Consider the following 20,309-nt stretch of genomic DNA (forward strand, 5'->3'; position numbering starts at 1 on the left):
ACCGGGGGGTACAGAACCCCCCGGCAGACTATTAATCCATGGCCTTGAAGTTGAACTCTCCGCCTTCCTTGATGCCCGAGGGCCAGCGGGCCGTGACCGTCTTGGTCCGGGTATAGAAACGGAAGGCATCGGGACCATGCTGGTTCAGATCGCCAAAGCCCGATTTCTTCCAGCCGCCAAAGGTGTGATAGGCCAACGGTACCGGGATCGGAACGTTGATCCCGACCATGCCGATATTGATCCGGTTGGCGAAATCGCGGGCGGCATCGCCGTCGCGGGTGAAGATCGCGGTGCCATTGCCATATTCATGACTCATGGCGAGCCCGATCGCTTCTTCATAGCTGCCGGCGCGGATGGTGGACAGGACCGGGCCGAAAATCTCGGTCTTATAGATATCCATATCCGGGGTCACGCGGTCGAACAGATGCGGGCCGACGAAAAAGCCATCCTCGTAACCCTGGAGGCTGAAATCGCGACCATCGACGACCAGTTCCGCGCCCTGATCGATGCCGGACTGGACAAGGCGATGGATATTCTCTTTCGCCGCCGCGGTCACCACCGGGCCGTAATCCACATCATCGCCCGCCGTCCAGGGGCCGACCTTCAGTTTCTCGATACGCGGCACCAGCTTTTCGATCAATGCATCGGCGGTTTTCTCGCCCACCGGAACCGCAACCGAAATCGCCATGCAGCGTTCACCCGCAGCGCCATAGCCTGCACCGACCAGCGCATCGGCAGCCTGATCCAGATCGGCATCCGGCATGATGATCATATGGTTCTTGGCACCGCCGAAACATTGCGCGCGTTTGCCGGATTGCGCTGCGCGTTCATAGATGTACTGCGCAATCGGGGTCGAGCCGACAAAACCCACCGCCTGAATGACCGGATTGTCGAGGATCGCATCGACGCTTTCCTTGTCGCCATTGACGACCTGCAACACGCCATCGGGTAGTCCGGCTTCTTTCAGAAGCTGAGCCAGCATCAGCGGAACCGATGGATCGCGTTCGGACGGTTTCAGGATCATCGCGTTTCCGGCGGCCAGCGCCGGTCCCATTTTCCACAGCGGAATCATCGCCGGGAAGTTGAAAGGCGTGATCCCTGCGACAACGCCAAGCGGCTGACGCATCGAATACATGTCGATGCCGGTGCCGGCGCTGTCGGTGAAATCGCCCTTCAGCAGATGTGGTGCGCCGATACAGAACTCGATCACTTCCAGCCCGCGCTGCACATCGCCCTTGGCGTCGGGGAATGTTTTGCCATGTTCGCTGGACAGCGCCTCTGCCAGTTTGTCCATATCGCGGTTCAGCAGGCGTACGAATTCCATCATCACGCGGGCGCGTCGCTGCGGGTTGGTCGCGCCCCATTTGATCTGCGCTTTCGCGGCGCTGTCGACGGCGGCGTCCAGCTCGGATCTGGTGGCAAGCGACAATTTCGCCTGCACCTCGCCGGTGGCCGGATTATACACATCAGAGAAGCGCCCGGATGTACCCTTGGCCTCTTTCCCGTCAATCCAGTGGTGAATCTCTTTCATGCTGTCCTCCTGCATTTGTCAGATGCAGCATAGTCTTGCGCAAATGCTGCGGAAAGGGGCAGGGTGACAAAAGCATTTTGCAAAATTGCAAGGGTCAGACATGGATTGGGACGATCTGCGCATATTTCTTGCCGTGGCACGAAATGAAAGCCTGTCAGGGGCGGGGCGGCGGCTGGGTCTGGATGCCTCGACCGTGGGGCGGCGGATCGCGCGGCTTGAACAGGCGGTCGGCGCGGTTCTGTTCGCCAAGACCCCGCAAGGCTACATATTGACGACCGAAGGTGGCAGATTGGTTGCACCTGCCGAGGCGGCCGAAAAGGCGGCCGCCGCTGCGTTTGAGGCGACATGGCGGGACGAGGGGATATCCGGGCAGTTGCGAATCGGCGCACCGGATGGCTGTGCGAATTATCTGCTTCCGCAGATCGCCCACCGGATGAGCGAAAGGCATCCGGGACTGGAGATCCAGATCGTCGCATTGCCGCGCGTGGTGAATCTGTCGAAACGCGAAGCGGATATGGCGATTGCGGTTTCCCCGCCTGAAACCGGGCGGCTGACGGTACAGCGCCTGTCCGAATACCATCTGCATCTGGCCGCTCATGATGATTATCTGCGCAGTCATCCCCCGATTGCGCGCCTGGCCGATCTGCGTCACCACCGGATGATCGGGTATATTCCCGACATGATTTTCGACCGGGAACTGGATTATCTGTCCGAAACCGGGGTCGAGGCTGCTGCGATCACCTCGAATTCGGTTTCCGTCCAGATGCAGGCGATCAGGGCAGGGGCGGGGCTGGGGATCGTGCATGACTTTGCCATCCCCTTCGCGCCCGGCGTGCGCAAGGTTCTGCCCGATGAGATCGCCCTGACCCGGAATTTCTGGCTGCTGCGTCATGCGGATGACCGCGCTTCTCGTCGAATGACCCTGCTTGCCGATGAATTGGGGCGTGAAATCAGACAAGAAATTGCGTTGCTTGAGGCAAAGCCGGATTGACGCGGCATCAGCGAGAGGTCGGACTTGACGTGAAGCGAATGTAAGAAAATGATAAAAGAATAATCTGGGCGGAGGAACTGTAATGCTTGTCAATCAGCTTTTGTCGATGAAGGGCCTGTCGGGCAAGCCCGGCGTCGTGTCGGCAACCATTTTCACCATCGCTCCGGATGCCACGCTTGAGGACGCGGCAAAACTTCTGGCCGAAAAGCGGATCGGTGCCGTCGTTGTTTCTTCTGATGGCTACAAGCCGGAAGGTATCCTGTCCGAACGCGATATCGTCCGGCAACTGGGGCAAAAGGGTAGCGGTATCCTGAACACGCCAATCCGCGAGGTCATGACGACCTCTGTCCAGACCTGTACTGTGGGTGAAGATGCATTGAGCATTCTTGACCGTATGACCAAAGGGCGCTTTCGCCATTTGCCGGTGGTCGATGATGACGGGAACATGCTGGGCGTGCTTTCTATCGGAGATGCGGTCAGCGGGCGGCTGAAGGAATTGGCCGCCGAGAAGGAGGCACTGACCGGCATGATCATGGGCAGCTAAGGCTGAAATTCAGTCAAAGCCTTGCAGATCCGGTGGAAATCAGTTTTCCCTGAGGGCAAGTTCACGCATAAGGAATTCTAACAATGCGCACTGGCCTTTATCCCGGTACATTCGATCCGATCACCTTGGGCCATACTGATATCATTCAGCGGGCAATGGCTTTGGTCGATCGGCTGGTGATCGGTGTCGCGATCAATCGCGACAAGGCTCCGCTGTTCAGTCTTGAGGAACGAGTCGCCATGGTTCGCGCCGAATGCGATGCGATCATGGCGGAAACCGGAGGAGAGATCCTCGTTCATCCATTCGAGAACCTGCTGATAGATTGCGCCCGCAATGTCGGAGCAACCGTGATTGTGCGCGGATTGCGCGCGGTGGCGGATTTCGAATATGAATTTCAGATGGTTGGCATGAACCGCGCATTGGATTCCGGCGTCGAGACGGTGTTTTTGATGGCTGATGCGCGCAGACAGGCCATCGCGTCGAAACTGGTCAAGGAGATCGCCAGACTGGGCGGCGATGTGTCGAAATTCGTGACGCCGGATGTACGGGCTGCCCTGATAAGAAAATTGACCTGATCCGGACAGATTTTCGGGCAAAGTGCCATTGCGGCTGCCTGATCGGCGTCAGACATCGGCAACAAAATGAAAAGGCCCGCTGAAGCGGGCCTTGTTCACGCAATGAAGCGCGAAGTTATCACAATCTTACGTGCTAGCGGCAGGCGGCGCGAGCTTCTTGGTTCCGCCGCCATTCGCCAGCGGATCGTCCTGACGCTGAACCGATCCCTCGAAATGGGCGCCGGATTCGATTGCGATGGTCTTGTGAATAATATCGCCCTCTACCCGCGCGCTGGCCGAAAGCCGCACACGCAGACCCCGGACCCGACCAACGACCCGGCCATTGACGACAACGTCGTCACCGACGATTTCGCCCTTGATCGTAGCGGTTTCGCCGACGGTAAGCTGATGCGCACGAACATCACCTTCGATCGTGCCTTCGATCTGGATATCGCCCTCGGTCTTGATATTCCCGACCACGGTCAGATCAGAGGACAGAACGGATGGCGTGGTCCGGCCGCGCGGCGCGGTTGGCACCACATTCTCGCCAGCGCGCTCGGGCGCGGGGGCGTTGTAGGCTTCGGCTTCCTTGGGTGCGGAAGCTGGCTGCTGAGACTGATTTTCGGTCACACGAGTCTTAGAAAACATTGTTTGCTGCCTTGATGAAACTCATCGGATCTACGGCCCGGCCATTCATACGCACTTCGTAATGAAGATGCGGTCCGGTCGAGCGTCCAGTACTCCCCATATCACCGATCAGATCGCCTTGCGACACCCTTTGCCCCTGTTTTACACGAATTCGTGACAGATGCCCGAAGCGGGTTTCCGTTCCCAGCTCATGCGAGATTTTTATCAGGTTGCCATAACCGCTTTGCTGGCCTGCAAAATTCACGACCCCGTCCGCGGTTGCATAAACGGCGGTACCGGTCGGGCCGGCCATATCGATTCCGGAATGCATCCTGCCCCAGCGGCGACCGAAACCCGACGTCAGGCGATAAGAGGTTTTCAGCGGCATCGCCAGAGGAAGCTTTTCGATGGCGATGCGATAGGTATTCATCTCGTCCAGCGTGACGACGATCTGCTTGGCCTTGGTTTCGCTTTGCTTCAGGGCCGCATTGCCGCTGGTCGAATAAGAAATCGGGTTCAGCGGACCACCCTGACCGGAATATCCTTTCCGAATGGCTTCCAGTACCTCATCCGGATCCATCCCGACCGAACGGAAGACATCATCCAGCGGCTTGACCGAGACCGTGACGGCGTTTTCAAGCTGGTTCAGAATCTCATCATTGCGGGTAACGATCTGGTCACGTTCGATCCGCAATTCCTCGGCCGTTTTCAGGGCCACTTCCGCGCTGCGCTCTGCTTCGCCCCGGGCCTTGGCGGTATCGCGCAACTCGCCAGACAGAATATCCAACGCAGCGGCGATTTCCTCATCCCGCGCATGGTTCGTCGCGTCATTGCCATCTGTCATGCGGATTTGCTCTTCGGCATCGTTGCGTTCGGAAATTGCCTGGCGCAGGCTTGACTGGATGGTCTGCAGACCTGTCTCGAGTTCACTCCGCTTCTTTTCGGATGCAAGGAGTTGCGATTGCATTTCAGACACTTGCTGAAGGGCGGCGGTAAACCGGTTCTGCGTTGCCAATGCTTCGGCCGCGCGGGCATCGCGCTCGGACGAAAGCTGAGCAAGCCGTTCTTCGAATGCAGCATGCGCCTGAACCATCTGCTCTTCATTCGATCCGGAACTGATCGCGTCGATGACCAGCACCGAGCTTGCGAACAATGTCCATCCGAACATCACCGTGCCGCCCATCAGGCAGCCAAGTTGTGTCAGGGGGCGGAGGCGTAAAAAGCGGGTCGCATCGTCTGAACGCAGAAACAAACGTTTCTCGGGCAGCCATCGTTCAAGGGAAGAGTTCAGGCTGCTGATAAGGCGCTTTGGCAATGTGTGTCCCTCATGTCGCACCCGCTTCTTTATTCGAGGTGCTGCAGTTCCAGTTGCCTAGCGGTAATAATAGGCTGTGCCCACAAGGCAACTCTCCTTATGTCGCACCTCTATATTTTGGCTGAAACGCGCTTTGAGTGGCGATAATCCGCCGATATTGTGTTTGCTCAGGCGATCTCGTAAGGCAGGGGGCCGTCGCGGTTGTCGGGGATGCGCAAGGGTCTGTCTATCGGAGGAACCGATCGCTGGTGACAATCCGGTCGCGGGCAGATCCGGCAGGAAATCCCGATCGGCTCAAACACAAGCGGATTGCCCGGATCAAGCCCGTTGGCATAGACCAGTCCATCCGCATGCTTGATCTCGCAGCCCAGACCGATGGCAAAGCGCCTGACCGGCGCATTGAACGCCCCGGCATGTTTCGAGACGTCGCGCGACAACAGCAGATAACGGACCCCGTCCGGCGTTTCCGCCAGTTGCCGCAGGAACCGACCCGGCTGTTCGAAGGCCTGATGCACGTTCCAAAGCGGGCATGCGCCGCCGAAACGGGCGAATTGCAGCCGTGTCGCCGAATGCCGCTTGGTGATCGTGCCCGCCTGATCCACACGAACGAAAAAGAACGGGACACCCTTTGCCCCCGGACGTTGCATGGTCGAAAGGCGATGCGCCACCTGCTCAAGCGATGCGCCGAACAGATGTGAAAGACGCTCCAGATCGTGGCGTTCGGTCTGCGCGGCCTGAAGGAATTCGCGATAGGGCATCAAGGCCGCTCCGGCGAAGTAATTCGCCAGCCCGACACGGGCGATTTCGCGGGCAACCGGGGTGCGGAAACGGGCAAGGTCAAGCGTGGCTTCCAAAAGGTCGCGTTGCAATTCAAGCGCGACCAGATGCAGAAGCTGAAATACCCGCGTGGGTTTTTCGGCCGCCGCATTCATGTGCAATTCTCCGCCATTGCGGCGGAACACCGAATTGGTCGGGAGTTCCACGACCGATACGCGGATATCCCGTTGGGCCAGGGCGTCGACGGCGATCTGCCAGGGATCGCCGCGCCTGCCATCCGTGCAGGCGAAACGTTCCGCCGCATGGTCCACGGCGTCGATGTAATTGTCGCAGTAATGAAAGAAATCCCGCACTTCCTCCCATGCGGTGATGACCGCGTTCTGACCGGCCGCCCCGATGGCTTCGTCCAGCGCGGCCAATCGTTCCTGTCCCTGACGATGCGCGCGGTAGAGATCCAGAAAGGCGCGCGCCAGCATGGGAGCATTGGTGGCCGCCAGCCGGAGATCCGCCAATGGCGGCGTGGAATCGAACAAGGGATCGGCCAAAGCCTCCTGCATGTCGATGACCATGCGTTCCGCATCGCCGGCCGCCAGCGTGGTCAGGTCGATCCCGTATTCCCGGGCAAGCCGCAGCAGAACACCGGCGGAGATCGGGCGATGATTGTTTTCCATCTGCGACAGATAGGGAAGCGAGACGCCCAGGGTTTCGGCAAAGCGCCGCTGCGTCAGCCCCTCTCGCGCCCGCGTTTCCCGCAGGGCTGTTCCGGCATAGATCTTTTGCGTGGCCATGACTGTCCCTTACTTTGCAAACTTGATTTTATCCTTTGCAAAGCTGGTTCGGCAAGTGGTGGCACGTATCGGGGGCGGAAATGAAAAGGCCGCCCCAACAGGACGGCCCGGAACTTGCGATTTTCCCTGAAGATCAGTTCATGGCGTAGAATTCGACCACGAGGTTCGGTTCCATCTGCACCGCGTAGGGCACATCGCCCAGCGACGGAGTGCGCAGGAAGGTCGCGGTCATCTTGTTGTGGTCGGTTTCCACATAATCCGGCACGTCACGCTCGGGCAGGGCGACGGCTTCCAGAACGATGGCCAATTGGCGCGAGCGTTCGCGAATCGAGATCACGTCGCCTTCGCGGACGCGATAGGACGGCACGTTCACACGCTTGCCGTTAACTTCGATATGGCCGTGGTTCACGAATTGGCGTGCGGCGAAGATGGTCGGTACGAATTTCGCGCGATAAACGACTGCATCCAGACGACGCTCCAGCAGGCCGATCAGGTTTTCGCCGGTATCGCCCTTGATCCGCTCGGCCTCGGCATAGATGCGGCGGAACTGCTTTTCGGTCAGATCGCCGTAATAGCCCTTGAGCTTCTGCTTGGCGCGAAGCTGGGTGCCGAAATCGGACAGTTTGCCCTTGCGGCGCTGGCCATGCTGGCCGGGGCCGTATTCGCGGCGGTTGACCGGGGATTTGGCGCGGCCCCAGATGTTTTCGCCCATGCGGCGGTCGATCTTGTACTTGGCAGCGGTGCGTTTGGTCATCGCTGATCTCCTTCTTTTGCGTTACGAAGGGCGTTGTCCTTTGGCCGAAGCCCGACAGGCATCCCCTTGCGGGGGCCGCCAACACCAATGAAGTGCGCGCTTATAGCCCCACCGGCGCCAGAGTCAAGCGCGCTGCACCTGCAATCGCGCCAATCCTTCGGACCAGCCGGAAACCAGTGCCGGGTCGGGTTCGAATCGCGCCGCAATATCCGGCTGCGAGATCGCATCTGCGCCAGCCCCCAGAGCGGCCATCAGCCCCAGACGCGCCGCGCCGAAACCAGCCCCGGTCTCGGAGCCCGCCGGGCGCAGAATCGGCACGCCGGTCGCCTGCGCCAACATTGCCAGCCACAGATCCGAACGTGCGCCCCCGCCCATCGCGATCAGCGAATCTGCCCCGCCTCCGGCATCGCGCAGCGCGGCCATGTTCTCGGCCAGAGCCAGTGTCACGCCCTCAAGCACGGCGCGGGTCATCTGAGGCCGGGTCGTGCCCGAGGACAACCCGGTGAACCCGGCCCGCTGTGCAGGATCGTTCAGCGGCGTCCGTTCGCCGCTCAGATAGGGCCAGAATGCGATGGGGCCCGGTGGGGTGGGCTGATCGTCCAACTCCGCCAGAAGATTGCCAACCGGCTGATCGGCGATCCCCGCCCACCAGTCCAGACAGGCGGCAGCGGAAAGCATCACCCCCATCTGGTGCCATTGACCGGGCAGGGCATGGCAAAATGCGTGAACCGCGGTTTCGGGTGCGGGCAGGAAACGGTCGGTGGCCGCGAAAATGACGCCCGATGTGCCAAGTGAGACCAGACCGACCCCCGGACCGGTAATCCCTGCGCCGATCGCGGTGGCCGCGTTGTCGCCGCCGCCTCCGGCAACCGGAATACCGGGGGGAAGGCCCAGTTCGCCGGCAATGTCCGCCCGCAGATATCCGGCAATTTCGCTGCCTTCTGCCAGCGCCGGCATTTGGCTGCGCTCCATGCCCGTCGCGGATAGCAGATCGCCGGACCAGTCCCGTTTCGCCGGATCGAACCATGCGGTGCCCGAGGCATCGGACATGTCGCTGATCGCCTCGCCGGTCAGCCAGAGGCGCAAATAGTCCTTGGGCAAAAGCACCAGGCGGGTCTGTGCGAACAGATCCGGCTCGTGGTTCTGCATCCAGACCAGTTTCGGGGCGGTGAAACCCGCGAAGACGATATTGCCGGTGAGCTTGCGGAATTGCGGATCGCCGTCCAGCCGCGCCGCTTCCTCCGAGGCGCGGCCATCATTCCACAGGATCGCAGGGCGCAGAACCCGATTGTTGCCGTCAAGGCAGATTGCGCCATGCATCTGGCCCGACAGTCCGATCCCCGCTACCTTGTTCAGCGGCATGCCGAGATCAGCAATCGCCCGGCGGGTGGCGGCAATCCAGTCTTGGGGTATCTGCTCGGACCAGCCGGGATGCGGATTCGCCACGGTCAGGGCGGCATGCCCCGTACCCGCTACGCGCTGCGCATCGTCAATCAGCACCACCTTCACCCCCGAGGTGCCGAGATCGATCCCAAGAAACATTATGTCCCTCCCCGTTACTGGTCGTCGCATTCTTGCGTTATCCATCGCTGCGGCGCAATTCGCGATAGCGGTGGAAATTGCCTTGCGGCCAATTTTCAGAGTTGACGTGTCAGCCGGCGGGAATTGGCGGATATGCGCTTATCATACGGCCTAAGCGCTTCGGACAAGACTTGTTCGGGGCTGGCGCCCCGGCTGGCAGCCTGCGCCATGGCGTAGAGGGATTCCGAGGCCGCCGCCTGTTTTTCCGCAACCATACGGTAAGGTTCACCCGGAGCCTGAGCGATGAGACCAAGCATTCCCGCCACACGCAAGCCGATTACCATTTGCGATTCCACCGAGATTCGCGTGAGTTGTGCCCAAAGTTGAAAAGGCGATGAAGAAACTGTTTTTCTTGTCATTTGTTTATTTTTACCAATCGGATGGCATTATCGCCAAAAAAGGCATTCTTCGTCAGTTTTACGCGATGCCGCAAGTGCAACGCCCGGAAAACTGTTCGGTTTCCGGTTAATCCGGCTTGGAAAGCCTGTTTCGGCATGCAATGAGGCGTTTCATGACCGATCATATCACCCTTCGTCGTCCCGATGATTGGCACCTGCATCTGCGCGATGGCGAGATGCTGCGCGCCGTGACCCCTCATTCCGCCGGTTTCGGCCGCGCGATCATCATGCCCAATCTCGTGCCGCCGGTCGTGACCGGCCAGCAGGCTGCCGCTTATCGTGAGCGTATTCTGTCGGCGCTGCCTGAAGGCGCGACCTTCCAGCCGCAGATGACGCTCTATCTGACCGATACGACCGATCCGGCAGATGTGATCAAGGCGCATCAGGGCGACATCATCCGGGCGGTGAAACTGTATCCGGCAGGCGCAACGACGAATTCGGATAGCGGGGTGACCGATTTCGATCGTATCCGCCCGGTATTCGAGGCGATGGCCGAGGCCGGCATCCCCCTGTGCGTGCATGGCGAGGTCACCGATCCCGATGTCGATATCTTCGACCGCGAGGCCGTGTTCATCGACCGCGTTCTGGATCCGGTCCGCCGCGCAAATCCCGAACTGAAGGTGGTAATGGAGCATATCACCACCTCTGACGGGGTGGCCTATGCGCGCAGCGGCGAGAATATCGGCGCGACCATCACCACGCATCATCTGGTGATCAACCGCAATGCGATCTTTGCCGGGGGCATTCGCCCTCATTATTATTGCCTGCCGATTGCCAAGCGCGAAACCCATCGGCTGGCGCTGCGCGAGGCGGCGACCAGTGGCGATGCGCGGTTTTTCCTTGGAACCGACTCGGCGCCTCATCCCGACCGGGCCAAGCTGCAGCCCTGTGGCTGTGCGGGGTGCTTCACCGCGCCGAACACGATGTCGATACTGGCCCATGTCTTCGAGGAAGAGGGCGCATTGGACCGATTGGAGGCATTCACAAGTCTGAACGGAGCCGCGTTCTATGACCTGCCGCCGAATGAGGATCGCATTCGCCTGACTCGCCGCGATATTCCTGCCGAATATCCCGCAACCATTGTTGCCGGAGACGAAACCGTTACCGTCTTCGATCCCGGCTTTCCCCTCTATTGGCATCTGGAGGACCTATGAGTCTGCCCTATCCCACACGCGAAGAGATCGCCCGCCTGTCGGCCCGAATGCTGCTGGAAATAAAGGCGGTCGATTTCAATGCCAAGCAACCCTTCACCTATGCGTCGGGCAAGAAGGGGCCGACCTATGTCGATTGCCGCCGGATCATCAGCTTTCCGCGCGTGCGTCAGACCTTGCTGGACTTCCTTGCCGCGACCATCATGCGCGATGCCGGCTTCGAAGCCTTCGACAATATCGCGGGTGGAGAAACGGCGGGCATTCCCTTTGCTGCGATGGTTGCGGAACGTCTTGGTCTGCCGATGAGCTATGTGCGCAAGAAGCCCAAGGGCTATGGCCGCAATGCAAGGATCGAGGGCGTGATGACCGAGGGGCAGCGGGTGCTTCTGGTCGAGGATCTGACCACGGATGGCGGCAGCAAACTGTCCTTTGTTGATGCGATCCGTGAAACCGGGGCGAGCTGCGCCCATACGGCAGTGATCTTCTATTACGGCATTTTCCCCGAGACGACGCAGCGCCTTGCCGATCATGGCGTCAGCCTGCATCACCTGTGCACGTGGTGGGATGTGTTGAACGAGGCGCGGGAAAGCGGAGCCTTCGACGATGCCACGCTGACTGAGGTGCAGACCTTCCTGAGCGATCCGAAAGGGTGGCAGGCGGCGAATGGGTGAGAGAGTACAATGGTAGACAGTTTGGGTGAATTTATGAAGCAACAGAACCGGGTGAAACTTCTTGTTATCGGATATAGCATCTTTTTCGTATTAATGATGAGCTTTGTCGCTCCCATGTTTGGCTGGGCGAGATGGCTGATCGGGGGAATTGGGCTTCTGCCCTATCTGGCTTTGCTCAGGCAAAACGATCACAACTGAACTTTCCTGGTAGCAGGTTATCCACAGCTTATCCCCCGTTCTACCCACTAGATTTTGTGAGCCCGCCATTTGCGAAACCCATAACTTAGCGTATCATGTTTCGAATAATCAGCATGCGGGGGCAGCGGGCAAATGACCAATCTTCGGGTGATCGTTCCGGGACAGGAAGGCGAGGCAGGCGAAGCGCAGGCCGTTCCTTATTCGCTTGAGGCCGAGCAGCAGCTTCTGGGTGCGCTTCTGACCAATAACGATGTCTTCGACCGGGTCAGCCAGATCATCAAGCCCGAACATTTCTATCACCCCGTTCACGCCCGCATCTTCGAGATCTGCGCCGAACGTATCCGCAAGAACGCGCTTGCAAGCCCGGTCACGATCAAGGCCTTCATGGAGAATGACGAAGGTTTGCAGGAGCTTGGCGGTGCGCCTTATCTGGCGCGGATCGCTGGCGTGGCGATTTCGGCCTATGCGGCGCGTGATTACGCGCAGATGATCCGGGAATTCGCGCTACGGCGCGAATTGATCGCATTGGGGCAGGATATCGCCGCGCGGGCCTCGACCGTCGAGGTGGATGATGACGCGGAAGAGCAGATCAAGGCGGCCGAACAGACGCTGTACAAGCTGGGCGAGCAGGGCGTGGCCGAGCGCGGATTCCAAAGCTTTCTCAAAGCGGTGACGGGCGCAGTTCAGGCGGCGAACGCAGCTTATCAGCGGGACGGCAAGTTGTCAGGGATTCCGACCGGACTGATCGATCTGGACAACAAGATGGGCGGCCTGAACAATTCCGACCTGATCATCCTGGCGGGACGGCCGTCGATGGGGAAAACGTCCTTGGTGACGAATATCGCCTTCAACGTTTCCAAGGTGCATAAGCTGGGCGAGCGACCGGATGGCACGCATGGCACGGTGGAAGGCGGTGTGGTCGGTTTTTTCAGTCTTGAAATGTCGGCAGAGCAGCTTGCCGCCCGTATCCTGTCGGAAGCGGCCGAGGTTCCCAGCGAGCGTATCCGCAGCGGGAATATGGACGAGGCCGAATTCCGTCGTTTCGTCGAGGCGGCGCATGCGTTGCAGAACTGCCCGCTTTATATCGACGACACGCCCGCGCTGCCGATCAATCAGCTTGCTGCCCGCGCCCGCAAGCTCAAGCGGACACATGGGCTGGATGTGCTGATTATCGACTATCTGCAATTGCTGCGCCCGGCGACGGCCAAGGACAGCCGCGTGAACGAGGTTTCCGAGATTACCCAGGGCCTGAAGGCCATCGCCAAGGAATTGAATATCCCGGTGATCGCGCTGTCGCAGCTTTCGCGTCAGGTCGAAAACCGCGAGGACAAGCGTCCGCAATTGTCCGACCTGCGCGAATCTGGCAGTATCGAGCAGGATGCCGATATCGTCATGTTCGTGTTCCGCGAGGAATATTACCGGGAACGCGAAAAACCATCCGACAGCGATCTGGACGCGATGGCCAAGTGGCAGCAGATCATGGAGCAGGTGCATGGCAAGGCTGAGGTAATCCTTGGCAAGCAGCGGCACGGCCCCATCGGCACGGTCGAACTGGCCTTCGAGGGGCAATTCACCCGTTTCGGCAATCTGGCAAAGGATCGGCAAAGTTCATGGGAGTGAGCCTGTCGGTTCCGGTTGTCACGATCGGTTTGCTCATCCTGTCAAATCTGTTCATGACGGTGGCATGGTATGGGCATCTGAAATTCAAGGCGGCGCCGCTTCTGACCGTGATCATGATCAGTTGGGGGATCGCCTTATTTGAATATATCCTGCAGGTGCCTGCCAACCGTATCGGGTACGGATATTTCAGTGCCGCGCAACTGAAAACCATACAGGAAGTCATCAGCCTGTCGGTCTTTGCCCTTTTCTCGTGGGGATACCTTGGCGAGAAGCTGAGTTGGCAGCATGGCGTCGGCTTCATGCTGATCTGCGCCGGCGCATGGTTCGTATTCCATGACTGGGGATAAGGTGACCGAAGGCATGGCAGGTAGGAGAACGCCTCCGCATATCCTGACATTGGTGGCGCTGTCCGGTGTATCGGCGCTGTCGATGAACGTGTTCCTGCCCTCATTGCCCGGCATGGCGCGGGATTTCGGGGTGGAATACGGCGTGATGCAGCTTTCCGTTTCGGCCTATATCGGGGCCAGTGCGGTGCTGCAGCTTCTGGGTGGCCCGATCAGCGATCGCTGGGGCCGACGGCCGGTCGTGCTGACTTCGCTGGCCATTTTCATCCTTGCGACGATCGGGACATTGCTTGCCCCGAATGTCGGAATTTTCCTGATTTTCCGGTTGATTCAGGCGGTTATAGCAACATGCATGCTGGTGCCCCGCGCCGTGGTGCGCGATATGTATGATGGTGCGCAGGCGGCGTCGATGATCGGTTACGTGACCATGGGCATGGCCGTCGTTCCCATGATGGCGCCGGTGGTCGGCGGGATCCTTGACGAGGCCTATGGATGGCGTGCGAATTTCGCGGTGATGGGGATTCTGGCCTTGCTGGTCGGCATCGTGGCATGGCGCGATCTGGGCGAGACGGTTCGGGATGGCGGGTTGTCGATGCGGCAGCAGGCGCAGAACTACCCGATTCTTGCGCGTTCGGTGCGGTTCTGGGGCTATTGTCTTGCGGCAACCCTGTCATCAGGCTGTTTCTTCGCCTATCTCGGCGGGGCTCCTTTCGTGGGCGAGCATGTCTTTGGGCTTTCTCCTGCTGAAGTGGGGTATTTCTTTGCCGCACCTTCGGTCGGTTATCTGACGGGCAATTTCCTGTCGGCCCGGTTCACTGCGCGGTTCGGGTTGAATCGGATGATCCTGATCGGCACATGTGTCTGCCTGTTCTTCGTTGCCTCTTCGCTGACGGTACTTCTTTTCGGGATTGTCGATCCGTTTATCTTTTTCGGTGCGATCGCTGGCATGGGTTTGGGTAACGGGCTGGTGATGCCTAACGCCAATGCCGGAATGATGAGTGTGCGGCCCGAGCTTGCGGGAACCGCCAGCGGATTGGGCGGGGCGCTTGCCATTGCCGGGGGCGCAGTGTTGTCTGCGCTTGCCGGGGCACTTTTGCAGCCCGGAACAGGGGCCATGCCGCTGATGATCATCATGACGGTTTCGGCGGCAGGGGCGCTGTTGGCGATCCTGTGGGTGCTTCGGCGAGAGGCGCAGTTGAGCCGGGCAAAATAAACCGGGGCGATATAACCAATAGATCGTAAGATGAAGATTTGGAAGGAATGACCGGGCATGCTGCATGATCCGTTCCATCTTGCTCCGGCGCGGATGCATGAAGCCGAGGGGCAGGGCCGTCATGCTTTCGCGCTGTTTCAGGCGGTGCGCCACGATGGCCCGCTGATCTGGATTACGCCTGCCCGCGCTTTGCATAGTCCGATGCTACCCGGATTGCCCGAGGGTGTGGGTGAGCGGCTGCATCTGATCCGTCCCGAAAACGAGACGGATTTGCTGTGGTCCACCGAGGAAGCATTGCGCAGCCAGCCGGTCGGGCTGGTCATCGCCGAACCTGAAATTCCCATGTCCCTGACCGTTGCCCGCCGGCTGCAACTGGCTGCCGAGGCCGGGCAGACTCCGGGGCTGATGCTGATCCGTGAAGGGGCAGGCAGCAATGCCACCGAAACAAGATGGCATTGTGATCCTGTGGCGGGAGGCGCGGACTCGACTCTGCATCGCTGGTCCCTTAAAAAGAACAAAAAGGGAACATTTGGCGAGTGGATATTGCATTGGCATGGCGAAACGGCTGCTTTCGATCTGGTTTCCAAGACTGGCAAGCGATCTCCACCTGCGACATCGACCCGGTAAGGGGCCATTTGCCTTAAGTCACCGGTCAGGCAATACAATTCATCTGCATTGCCTGAACATGACTGCCGAAGCGCAGGGGCTGCGCCGGGGAATGCCTTTGGCCGATGCGCGCGCGATCTGTCCTCGGCTTGTGACTCATCCCGCCGATCTGCAGCGGGAGGCAGCGGGGTTAATGGCGCTGCGGCGTTTTACGCTGCGTTACGCGCCCTTGGTTGCAAAGGATGGCAGCGATGGGCTGATCGCGGATATTTCCGGGGTGCCGCATCTGTTCGGGGGCGAGGAAGCCCTGCGTGACGATCTGCATGCGCGGTTTGCGCGGGCGGGCATCACGATCGATACGGCGATTGCCGGATCGCGCGGAGCGGCATTCGCATTGGCGCGCCATGGTGGCGGGATCATTCCTGGCGGAGCTTTGCAACGGGGAATCGCGACGCTTCCGGTCGCGGGTTTGCGGATCGGACACGAGATAGCCGAAGGGCTGACCCGGCTGGGTCTGACCCGGATCGGGGATCTGGCCTGCCAGCCGCGGGCGTCTTTGGCGCGGCGCTTTGGACCCGGGCTGATGATGCGGCTGGATCAGGCGTTGGGGGAACGGTCCGAACCGGTGGCGGCGGAGCCCGAAGCGCCGCATTTCGGGGTCAGGATGACCCTGCCCGAACCCATTGGCCTGCAGGCGGATGTCATGGCCTCTTTGCTGCGTCTGCTGAAACAACTCGGCAGAAAACTGGCCCGTCATGAGATGGGTGCCCGCCGGTTGCGGCTGGAGCTTATGCGGGTGGACCGGGCGACGATAAGGATCGAGATCGGTCTTGCCCGTCCGATGCGTGATCCTTTTCGGATCGCGGCGCTGTTCACCAGAAAGCTTGAAGAGGTCGATGCGGGTTTCGGCATTGAGGCCATGCGGCTTCATGCCCATGTCACGGAAAACCTGCCGCCCGAGCAAATCGGCAATACGCCAGATCAGGAGGATGCGCTTGCCGATCTGTTCTCGCGTCTTGGCAATCGTCTGGGATTTCAGCATGTGCAGCGCCTGCTTCCTGCCGATAGCGACATCCCCGAGCGTAGCTTCACGCTTTCTGCCGCAGCCTATAGCCGGGCCGAGATCAGACCTCCGCGATACGGACCGTTGCGCCCGCTCATCATTTTCCCGCCCGAACCGGTCACAGCCGTTTCTGGCCACCCGCCCGTGCGCTTCCGCTGGCGTCGGAGGGGATACACGACCTTGCGGGCCACGGGCCCCGAGCGGATTGCCCCGGAATGGTGGTTCGATGATCCGGCATGGCGCAGCGGGATCCGCGACTATTGGCGGATCGAGACGCGGCAGGGGCCGCGTCTGTGGTTGTTCCATACGCCACAGGCACCGGCATGGGCCATGCAGGGAGAATTCGCATGAAAGATTATGCCGAACTCTGCGTGACCAGCAATTTCACCTTCCTGACCGGTGCATCGCATCCCGAGGAACTGATCACCCGTGCCGCACAACTCGGCCTTGCTGCTATTGCGATTACTGACCGTAACTCGGTCGCAGGTGTGGTCCGCGCCTGGACGGCGTTGAAAGAGATGAAGCGCTCGCAGGCAGAGGAAGACACTCCTATCGTTCCGCGCGATATGCCTTTGCCGAAATTTATCGCGGGCTGCCGGCTTGTGCTGACCGATAGCCCGGTGGAATGGCTGGCATTGCCAACCGATGTCGCGGCCTGGTCGCGGCTGACGCGGCTGCTGTCGCTGGGCAAGAGACGGGCGTCAAAGGGCGAATGTCATCTGGGCAGCCGGGATTTGCAGGAATGGGGCAGGGGGATGATCCTGATCGCCCTGCCGCCGGACCCTTTGGAAAGCGGTTGCAGCCATGCCGATCTGCGTGCCATGGGGCACCGTTTTCCCGGTTTTTGCTATCTGGGGGCTGTCCCGCGTTATGACGGGCGCGATCCGCTGCGTTTCGATCATCTGGAGCGGGTTGCGCAAAAGACCTGTCTGCCGATGACAGCCGTTGGCGATGTGCTGATGCATCGTGCCGCGCGCCGCCCCCTGGCCGATGTGCTGACCTGTCTGCGGATCGGCTGCACCATCGACGATATCGGCCTGAACCGTCTGATCAATGGTGAACGCCGCCTGAAACCCGGGGCCGAGATGGCGCGGCTGTTTCAGCACCACCCCACTGCGATCCGGCGCACAATGGACATCGCGGACCGCTGCGCCTTCGAGCTTGGTGATTTGCGTGGGCAATATCCGGATGAGGAACAGGATGGCGAACCTGCACAAGAGCGGCTGGAACGATTGGTGCGAGAGGGGGGTATCTGGCGCTATCCCGATGGGCTGCCGTCGAACATCGCCGCGCGTGTCGAAACGGAATTGCGGCTGGTCGCGGAACTGGAATATGCGCCCTATTTTCTGACCGTGCGCGATATTGTGAGTTTCGCGCGATCAGAAGGGATCCTTTGTCAGGGGCGCGGTTCGGCGGCGAATTCGGTTATTTGCTATCTGTTAGGCATTACCGAGGTGCAGCCCGGTTCCATTACCCTGATCTTCGAGCGTTTCATCAGCAAAGAACGCGGTGAACCCCCGGATATAGACGTGGATTTCGAGCATGAGCGCCGGGAAGAAGTCATTCAGTGGATATATGAGAAATATGGCCGCGAACATGCGGGGCTGACTGCGACCGTCATCCGTTTCCAATCGCGCGCCGCCATTCGCGAGGTCGGCAAGGTCATGGGCCTGTCTCAGGATGTGCTGGCTCGGATGACCGGGTTGATGTGGGGGTCCTCCTCGAAAGGGCCGGATATCGGGGAGTTGCGGGTGGCCGGCCTTGATCCCAATGACAGGCGCGTCGGACTGACGGCCCGGCTGATCGGCGAAATCATCGGCTTCCCCCGGCATCTGTCGCAGCATGTCGGCGGTTTCGTGATCACCCAGGGTCGCCTGGATGACCTTTGCCCCATCGAGAACGCGGCGATGAAGGATCGCACCGTGATCGAATGGAACAAGGATGATATCGACAGCCTTGGGTTGATGAAAGTCGATGTGCTGGGGCTTGGCATGCTGACCTGCATCCGCAAGGCTTTCAAGTTGCTGAAGGATCATCGCGGACTGGAACTGACGCTGGACAGTTTTCGGCCCGACGACGATCCGGATGCATCACCCGTCTATGATATGCTTTGCAAGGCCGATGCCGTGGGCGTGTTTCAGGTCGAAAGCAGGGCGCAGATGAATTTTCTGCCCCGGATGCAGCCGCGTGACCTTTATGATCTGATCTGCGAGGTCGCCATCGTCCGCCCCGGCCCGATTCAGGGCGGCATGGTCCAGCCCTTCCTCAATCGCCGTCAGAAACGGGAGAGTGTCGAGGATCTGGGTCCCGAGTTGATGGAGGTTCTGAAAGGCACCTATGGCATACCGCTGTTTCAGGAACAGGCGATGCAGATCGCCGTGATCGCTGCCGGCTTCACGCCAGCCGAGGCGGATCATCTGCGGCGCTCGCTGGCCACCTTCCGACGCATGGGCACGATCCACAGGTTTCGTGATCGTTTCATCACGGGAATGCTGCAAAACGGCTATGATCCGGATTTCGCCGCCCGCTGTTTCGCCCAGATCGAAGGTTTCGCCGATTATGGCTTTCCCGAAAGCCATGCGGCCAGTTTCGCGCGGTTGGTCTATATTTCGGCATGGATCAAATGTCATCATCCGGCGGTATTTACCTGTGCCCTGCTGAACAGCCAGCCGATGGGCTTTTACGGCCCGGCGCAGCTTGTACGGGATGCCCGCGATCATGGGATCGAGGTTTTGCCGGTCTCGGTCAATCACTCCGAATGGGATTGCACATTGGAGGCGTGCGGCGATGGCGAACTCGCATTGCGTCTTGGCTTGCGTCAGATCAAAGGGATGAAGGAAGAGGATGCGAAACAGATCGTCAAGTCTCGGGGCAATGGGTATCCCGATGTCGAAAGCCTGTGGCTCCGGGCCGGGATCAAGCCCGAGATATTGGAACGGCTGGCCGAAGCGGATGCCTTCGCTGCAATCGGAGTTGGCCGCCGCGGCGCATTATGGGCCGCCCGCGCCCTGCGCTCTCCGGGAATGCTGCCATTGTTCGGCGCGGATGGTGAGGGCGTGGATGAACCGAAAGTGACATTGCCCACGATGACATTGGGGCAGGAGGTGATCGAGGATTATCTTTCGATGCGCCTTTCCCTGCGGGCGCATCCGCTGGAAATACTGCGCCGGCACTTGCCCGAAAGCATGGTGCATGAGCGATTATCCATCATGAATGGCCGGGTTTCCGTGACCGGCCTTGTCATTACCCGGCAACGACCGGCGACAGCCTCTGGCGTCATCTTCCTGACGCTGGAGGATGAAACCGGCACCTCGAATATCGTTGTCTGGAGGCGAATCTACGAACGTTACCGCAATGCGATCATCGGTGGCCGCCTGTTACGCGTTACCGGCCGTATCGAGCGTGAAGGGCAGGTGGTGCATGTCATCGCGGAAAAAGTCGAAGATCTGTCCCTGATGCTGGCAAGCATCAACGGTCCCGTACGCATTGCCGGAAACGGGCCGCCGCAACCCTCGGCCCGGCACCCGCGGGAGCAGGCGAAGCGGCTTTTCCCAAGCCGGGATTTTCACTGATCCGGTGCGAA

Annotated in this window: 18 protein-coding genes; 11 read left to right on the forward strand and 7 right to left on the reverse strand. The window is 59.9% G+C overall.

Going from position 1 to position 20,309, the window contains the following annotated elements; genetic code table 11:
• Nucleotides 1-31: 31 nt before the first annotated feature.
• Nucleotides 32-1,531 (reverse strand): CoA-acylating methylmalonate-semialdehyde dehydrogenase, encoded by a 1,500-nt coding sequence (locus D3P04_RS03670; protein ID WP_119746055.1) that lies wholly within the window; start codon nucleotides 1,529-1,531, stop codon nucleotides 32-34.
• A 100-nt stretch (nucleotides 1,532-1,631) separates the two neighbouring features.
• Between D3P04_RS03670 and D3P04_RS03675 the strand changes: the two genes are divergently transcribed.
• From D3P04_RS03675 to coaD, 3 genes are all read left to right on the forward strand, one after another.
• Nucleotides 1,632-2,522, forward strand: coding sequence for a LysR family transcriptional regulator (locus D3P04_RS03675; protein ID WP_119746057.1), 891 nt, complete (start codon nucleotides 1,632-1,634; stop codon nucleotides 2,520-2,522).
• 82 nt (nucleotides 2,523-2,604) lie between these two features.
• Entirely contained in the window at nucleotides 2,605-3,066 is a 462-nt protein-coding gene (locus D3P04_RS03680) for a CBS domain-containing protein (protein WP_119746059.1), read from the forward strand.
• An 83-nt stretch (nucleotides 3,067-3,149) separates the two neighbouring features.
• Nucleotides 3,150-3,641 (forward strand): pantetheine-phosphate adenylyltransferase, encoded by a 492-nt coding sequence (gene coaD / locus D3P04_RS03685; RefSeq protein WP_119746061.1) that lies wholly within the window; start codon nucleotides 3,150-3,152, stop codon nucleotides 3,639-3,641.
• Nucleotides 3,642-3,767: 126 nt separating this feature from the next.
• On the opposite strand, the gene D3P04_RS03690 is transcribed toward coaD, so the two are convergent.
• From D3P04_RS03690 to D3P04_RS03715, 6 genes are all read right to left on the reverse strand, one after another.
• On the reverse strand, nucleotides 3,768-4,268 hold the full coding sequence (locus D3P04_RS03690; protein WP_119746063.1) for a bactofilin family protein: 501 nt from the start codon (nucleotides 4,266-4,268) through the stop codon (nucleotides 3,768-3,770).
• The gene (locus D3P04_RS03695; protein ID WP_119746065.1) at nucleotides 4,258-5,562 is read right to left on the reverse strand and encodes a M23 family metallopeptidase; all 1,305 of its coding nucleotides are present in this window, start codon (nucleotides 5,560-5,562) and stop codon (nucleotides 4,258-4,260) included. The genes D3P04_RS03690 and D3P04_RS03695 overlap by 11 nt, the downstream gene beginning before the upstream one ends.
• A 167-nt stretch (nucleotides 5,563-5,729) precedes the next feature.
• A complete protein-coding gene (locus D3P04_RS03700; RefSeq protein WP_119746067.1) occupies nucleotides 5,730-7,127 on the reverse strand; it encodes a helix-turn-helix domain-containing protein in 1,398 nt (465 codons plus the stop codon).
• A gap of 133 nt (nucleotides 7,128-7,260) precedes the next feature.
• Nucleotides 7,261-7,881: a 30S ribosomal protein S4 gene (gene rpsD / locus D3P04_RS03705; protein ID WP_119746069.1), complete on the reverse strand. Its 621-nt coding sequence runs from the start codon at nucleotides 7,879-7,881 to the stop codon at nucleotides 7,261-7,263.
• A 123-nt stretch (nucleotides 7,882-8,004) separates the two neighbouring features.
• Nucleotides 8,005-9,423, reverse strand: coding sequence for a xylulokinase (gene xylB, locus D3P04_RS03710; RefSeq protein WP_119746071.1), 1,419 nt, complete (start codon nucleotides 9,421-9,423; stop codon nucleotides 8,005-8,007).
• 95 nt (nucleotides 9,424-9,518) lie between these two features.
• Entirely contained in the window at nucleotides 9,519-9,746 is a 228-nt protein-coding gene (locus D3P04_RS03715; protein ID WP_232844874.1) for an antibiotic ABC transporter, read from the reverse strand.
• 227 nt (nucleotides 9,747-9,973) lie between these two features.
• Between D3P04_RS03715 and pyrC the strand changes: the two genes are divergently transcribed.
• The 8 genes from pyrC to D3P04_RS03760 all read left to right on the forward strand — a co-directional run bounded on the left by pyrC (nucleotide 9,974) and on the right by D3P04_RS03760 (nucleotide 20,298).
• On the forward strand, nucleotides 9,974-11,014 hold the full coding sequence (pyrC, locus tag D3P04_RS03720; protein WP_119746075.1) for a dihydroorotase: 1,041 nt from the start codon (nucleotides 9,974-9,976) through the stop codon (nucleotides 11,012-11,014).
• A complete protein-coding gene (locus D3P04_RS03725) occupies nucleotides 11,011-11,682 on the forward strand; it encodes an orotate phosphoribosyltransferase (RefSeq protein ID WP_119746077.1) in 672 nt (223 codons plus the stop codon). Before pyrC ends, D3P04_RS03725 begins: the two co-directional genes overlap by 4 nt.
• Before the next feature lie 330 nt (nucleotides 11,683-12,012).
• Entirely contained in the window at nucleotides 12,013-13,500 is a 1,488-nt protein-coding gene (locus D3P04_RS03735) for a replicative DNA helicase (RefSeq protein WP_119746080.1), read from the forward strand.
• A complete protein-coding gene (locus tag D3P04_RS03740) occupies nucleotides 13,491-13,847 on the forward strand; it encodes a DMT family protein (RefSeq protein ID WP_119746082.1) in 357 nt (118 codons plus the stop codon). Before D3P04_RS03735 ends, D3P04_RS03740 begins: the two co-directional genes overlap by 10 nt.
• Before the next feature lie 13 nt (nucleotides 13,848-13,860).
• Nucleotides 13,861-15,057 (forward strand): multidrug effflux MFS transporter, encoded by a 1,197-nt coding sequence (locus D3P04_RS03745; protein ID WP_119746512.1) that lies wholly within the window; start codon nucleotides 13,861-13,863, stop codon nucleotides 15,055-15,057.
• Between the two features lie 57 nt (nucleotides 15,058-15,114).
• The gene (locus D3P04_RS03750; RefSeq protein ID WP_119746084.1) at nucleotides 15,115-15,684 is read left to right on the forward strand and encodes an ImuA family protein; all 570 of its coding nucleotides are present in this window, start codon (nucleotides 15,115-15,117) and stop codon (nucleotides 15,682-15,684) included.
• Nucleotides 15,611-17,077, forward strand: coding sequence for a Y-family DNA polymerase (locus D3P04_RS03755; protein WP_119746086.1), 1,467 nt, complete (start codon nucleotides 15,611-15,613; stop codon nucleotides 17,075-17,077). Before D3P04_RS03750 ends, D3P04_RS03755 begins: the two co-directional genes overlap by 74 nt.
• Nucleotides 17,074-20,298: an error-prone DNA polymerase gene (locus tag D3P04_RS03760; RefSeq protein ID WP_119746087.1), complete on the forward strand. Its 3,225-nt coding sequence runs from the start codon at nucleotides 17,074-17,076 to the stop codon at nucleotides 20,296-20,298. The genes D3P04_RS03755 and D3P04_RS03760 overlap by 4 nt, the downstream gene beginning before the upstream one ends.
• Nucleotides 20,299-20,309 lie beyond the last annotated feature (11 nt).

It is taken from the genome of Paracoccus onubensis (assembly GCF_003591515.1).
Lineage (GTDB): Bacteria > Pseudomonadota > Alphaproteobacteria > Rhodobacterales > Rhodobacteraceae > Paracoccus > Paracoccus onubensis.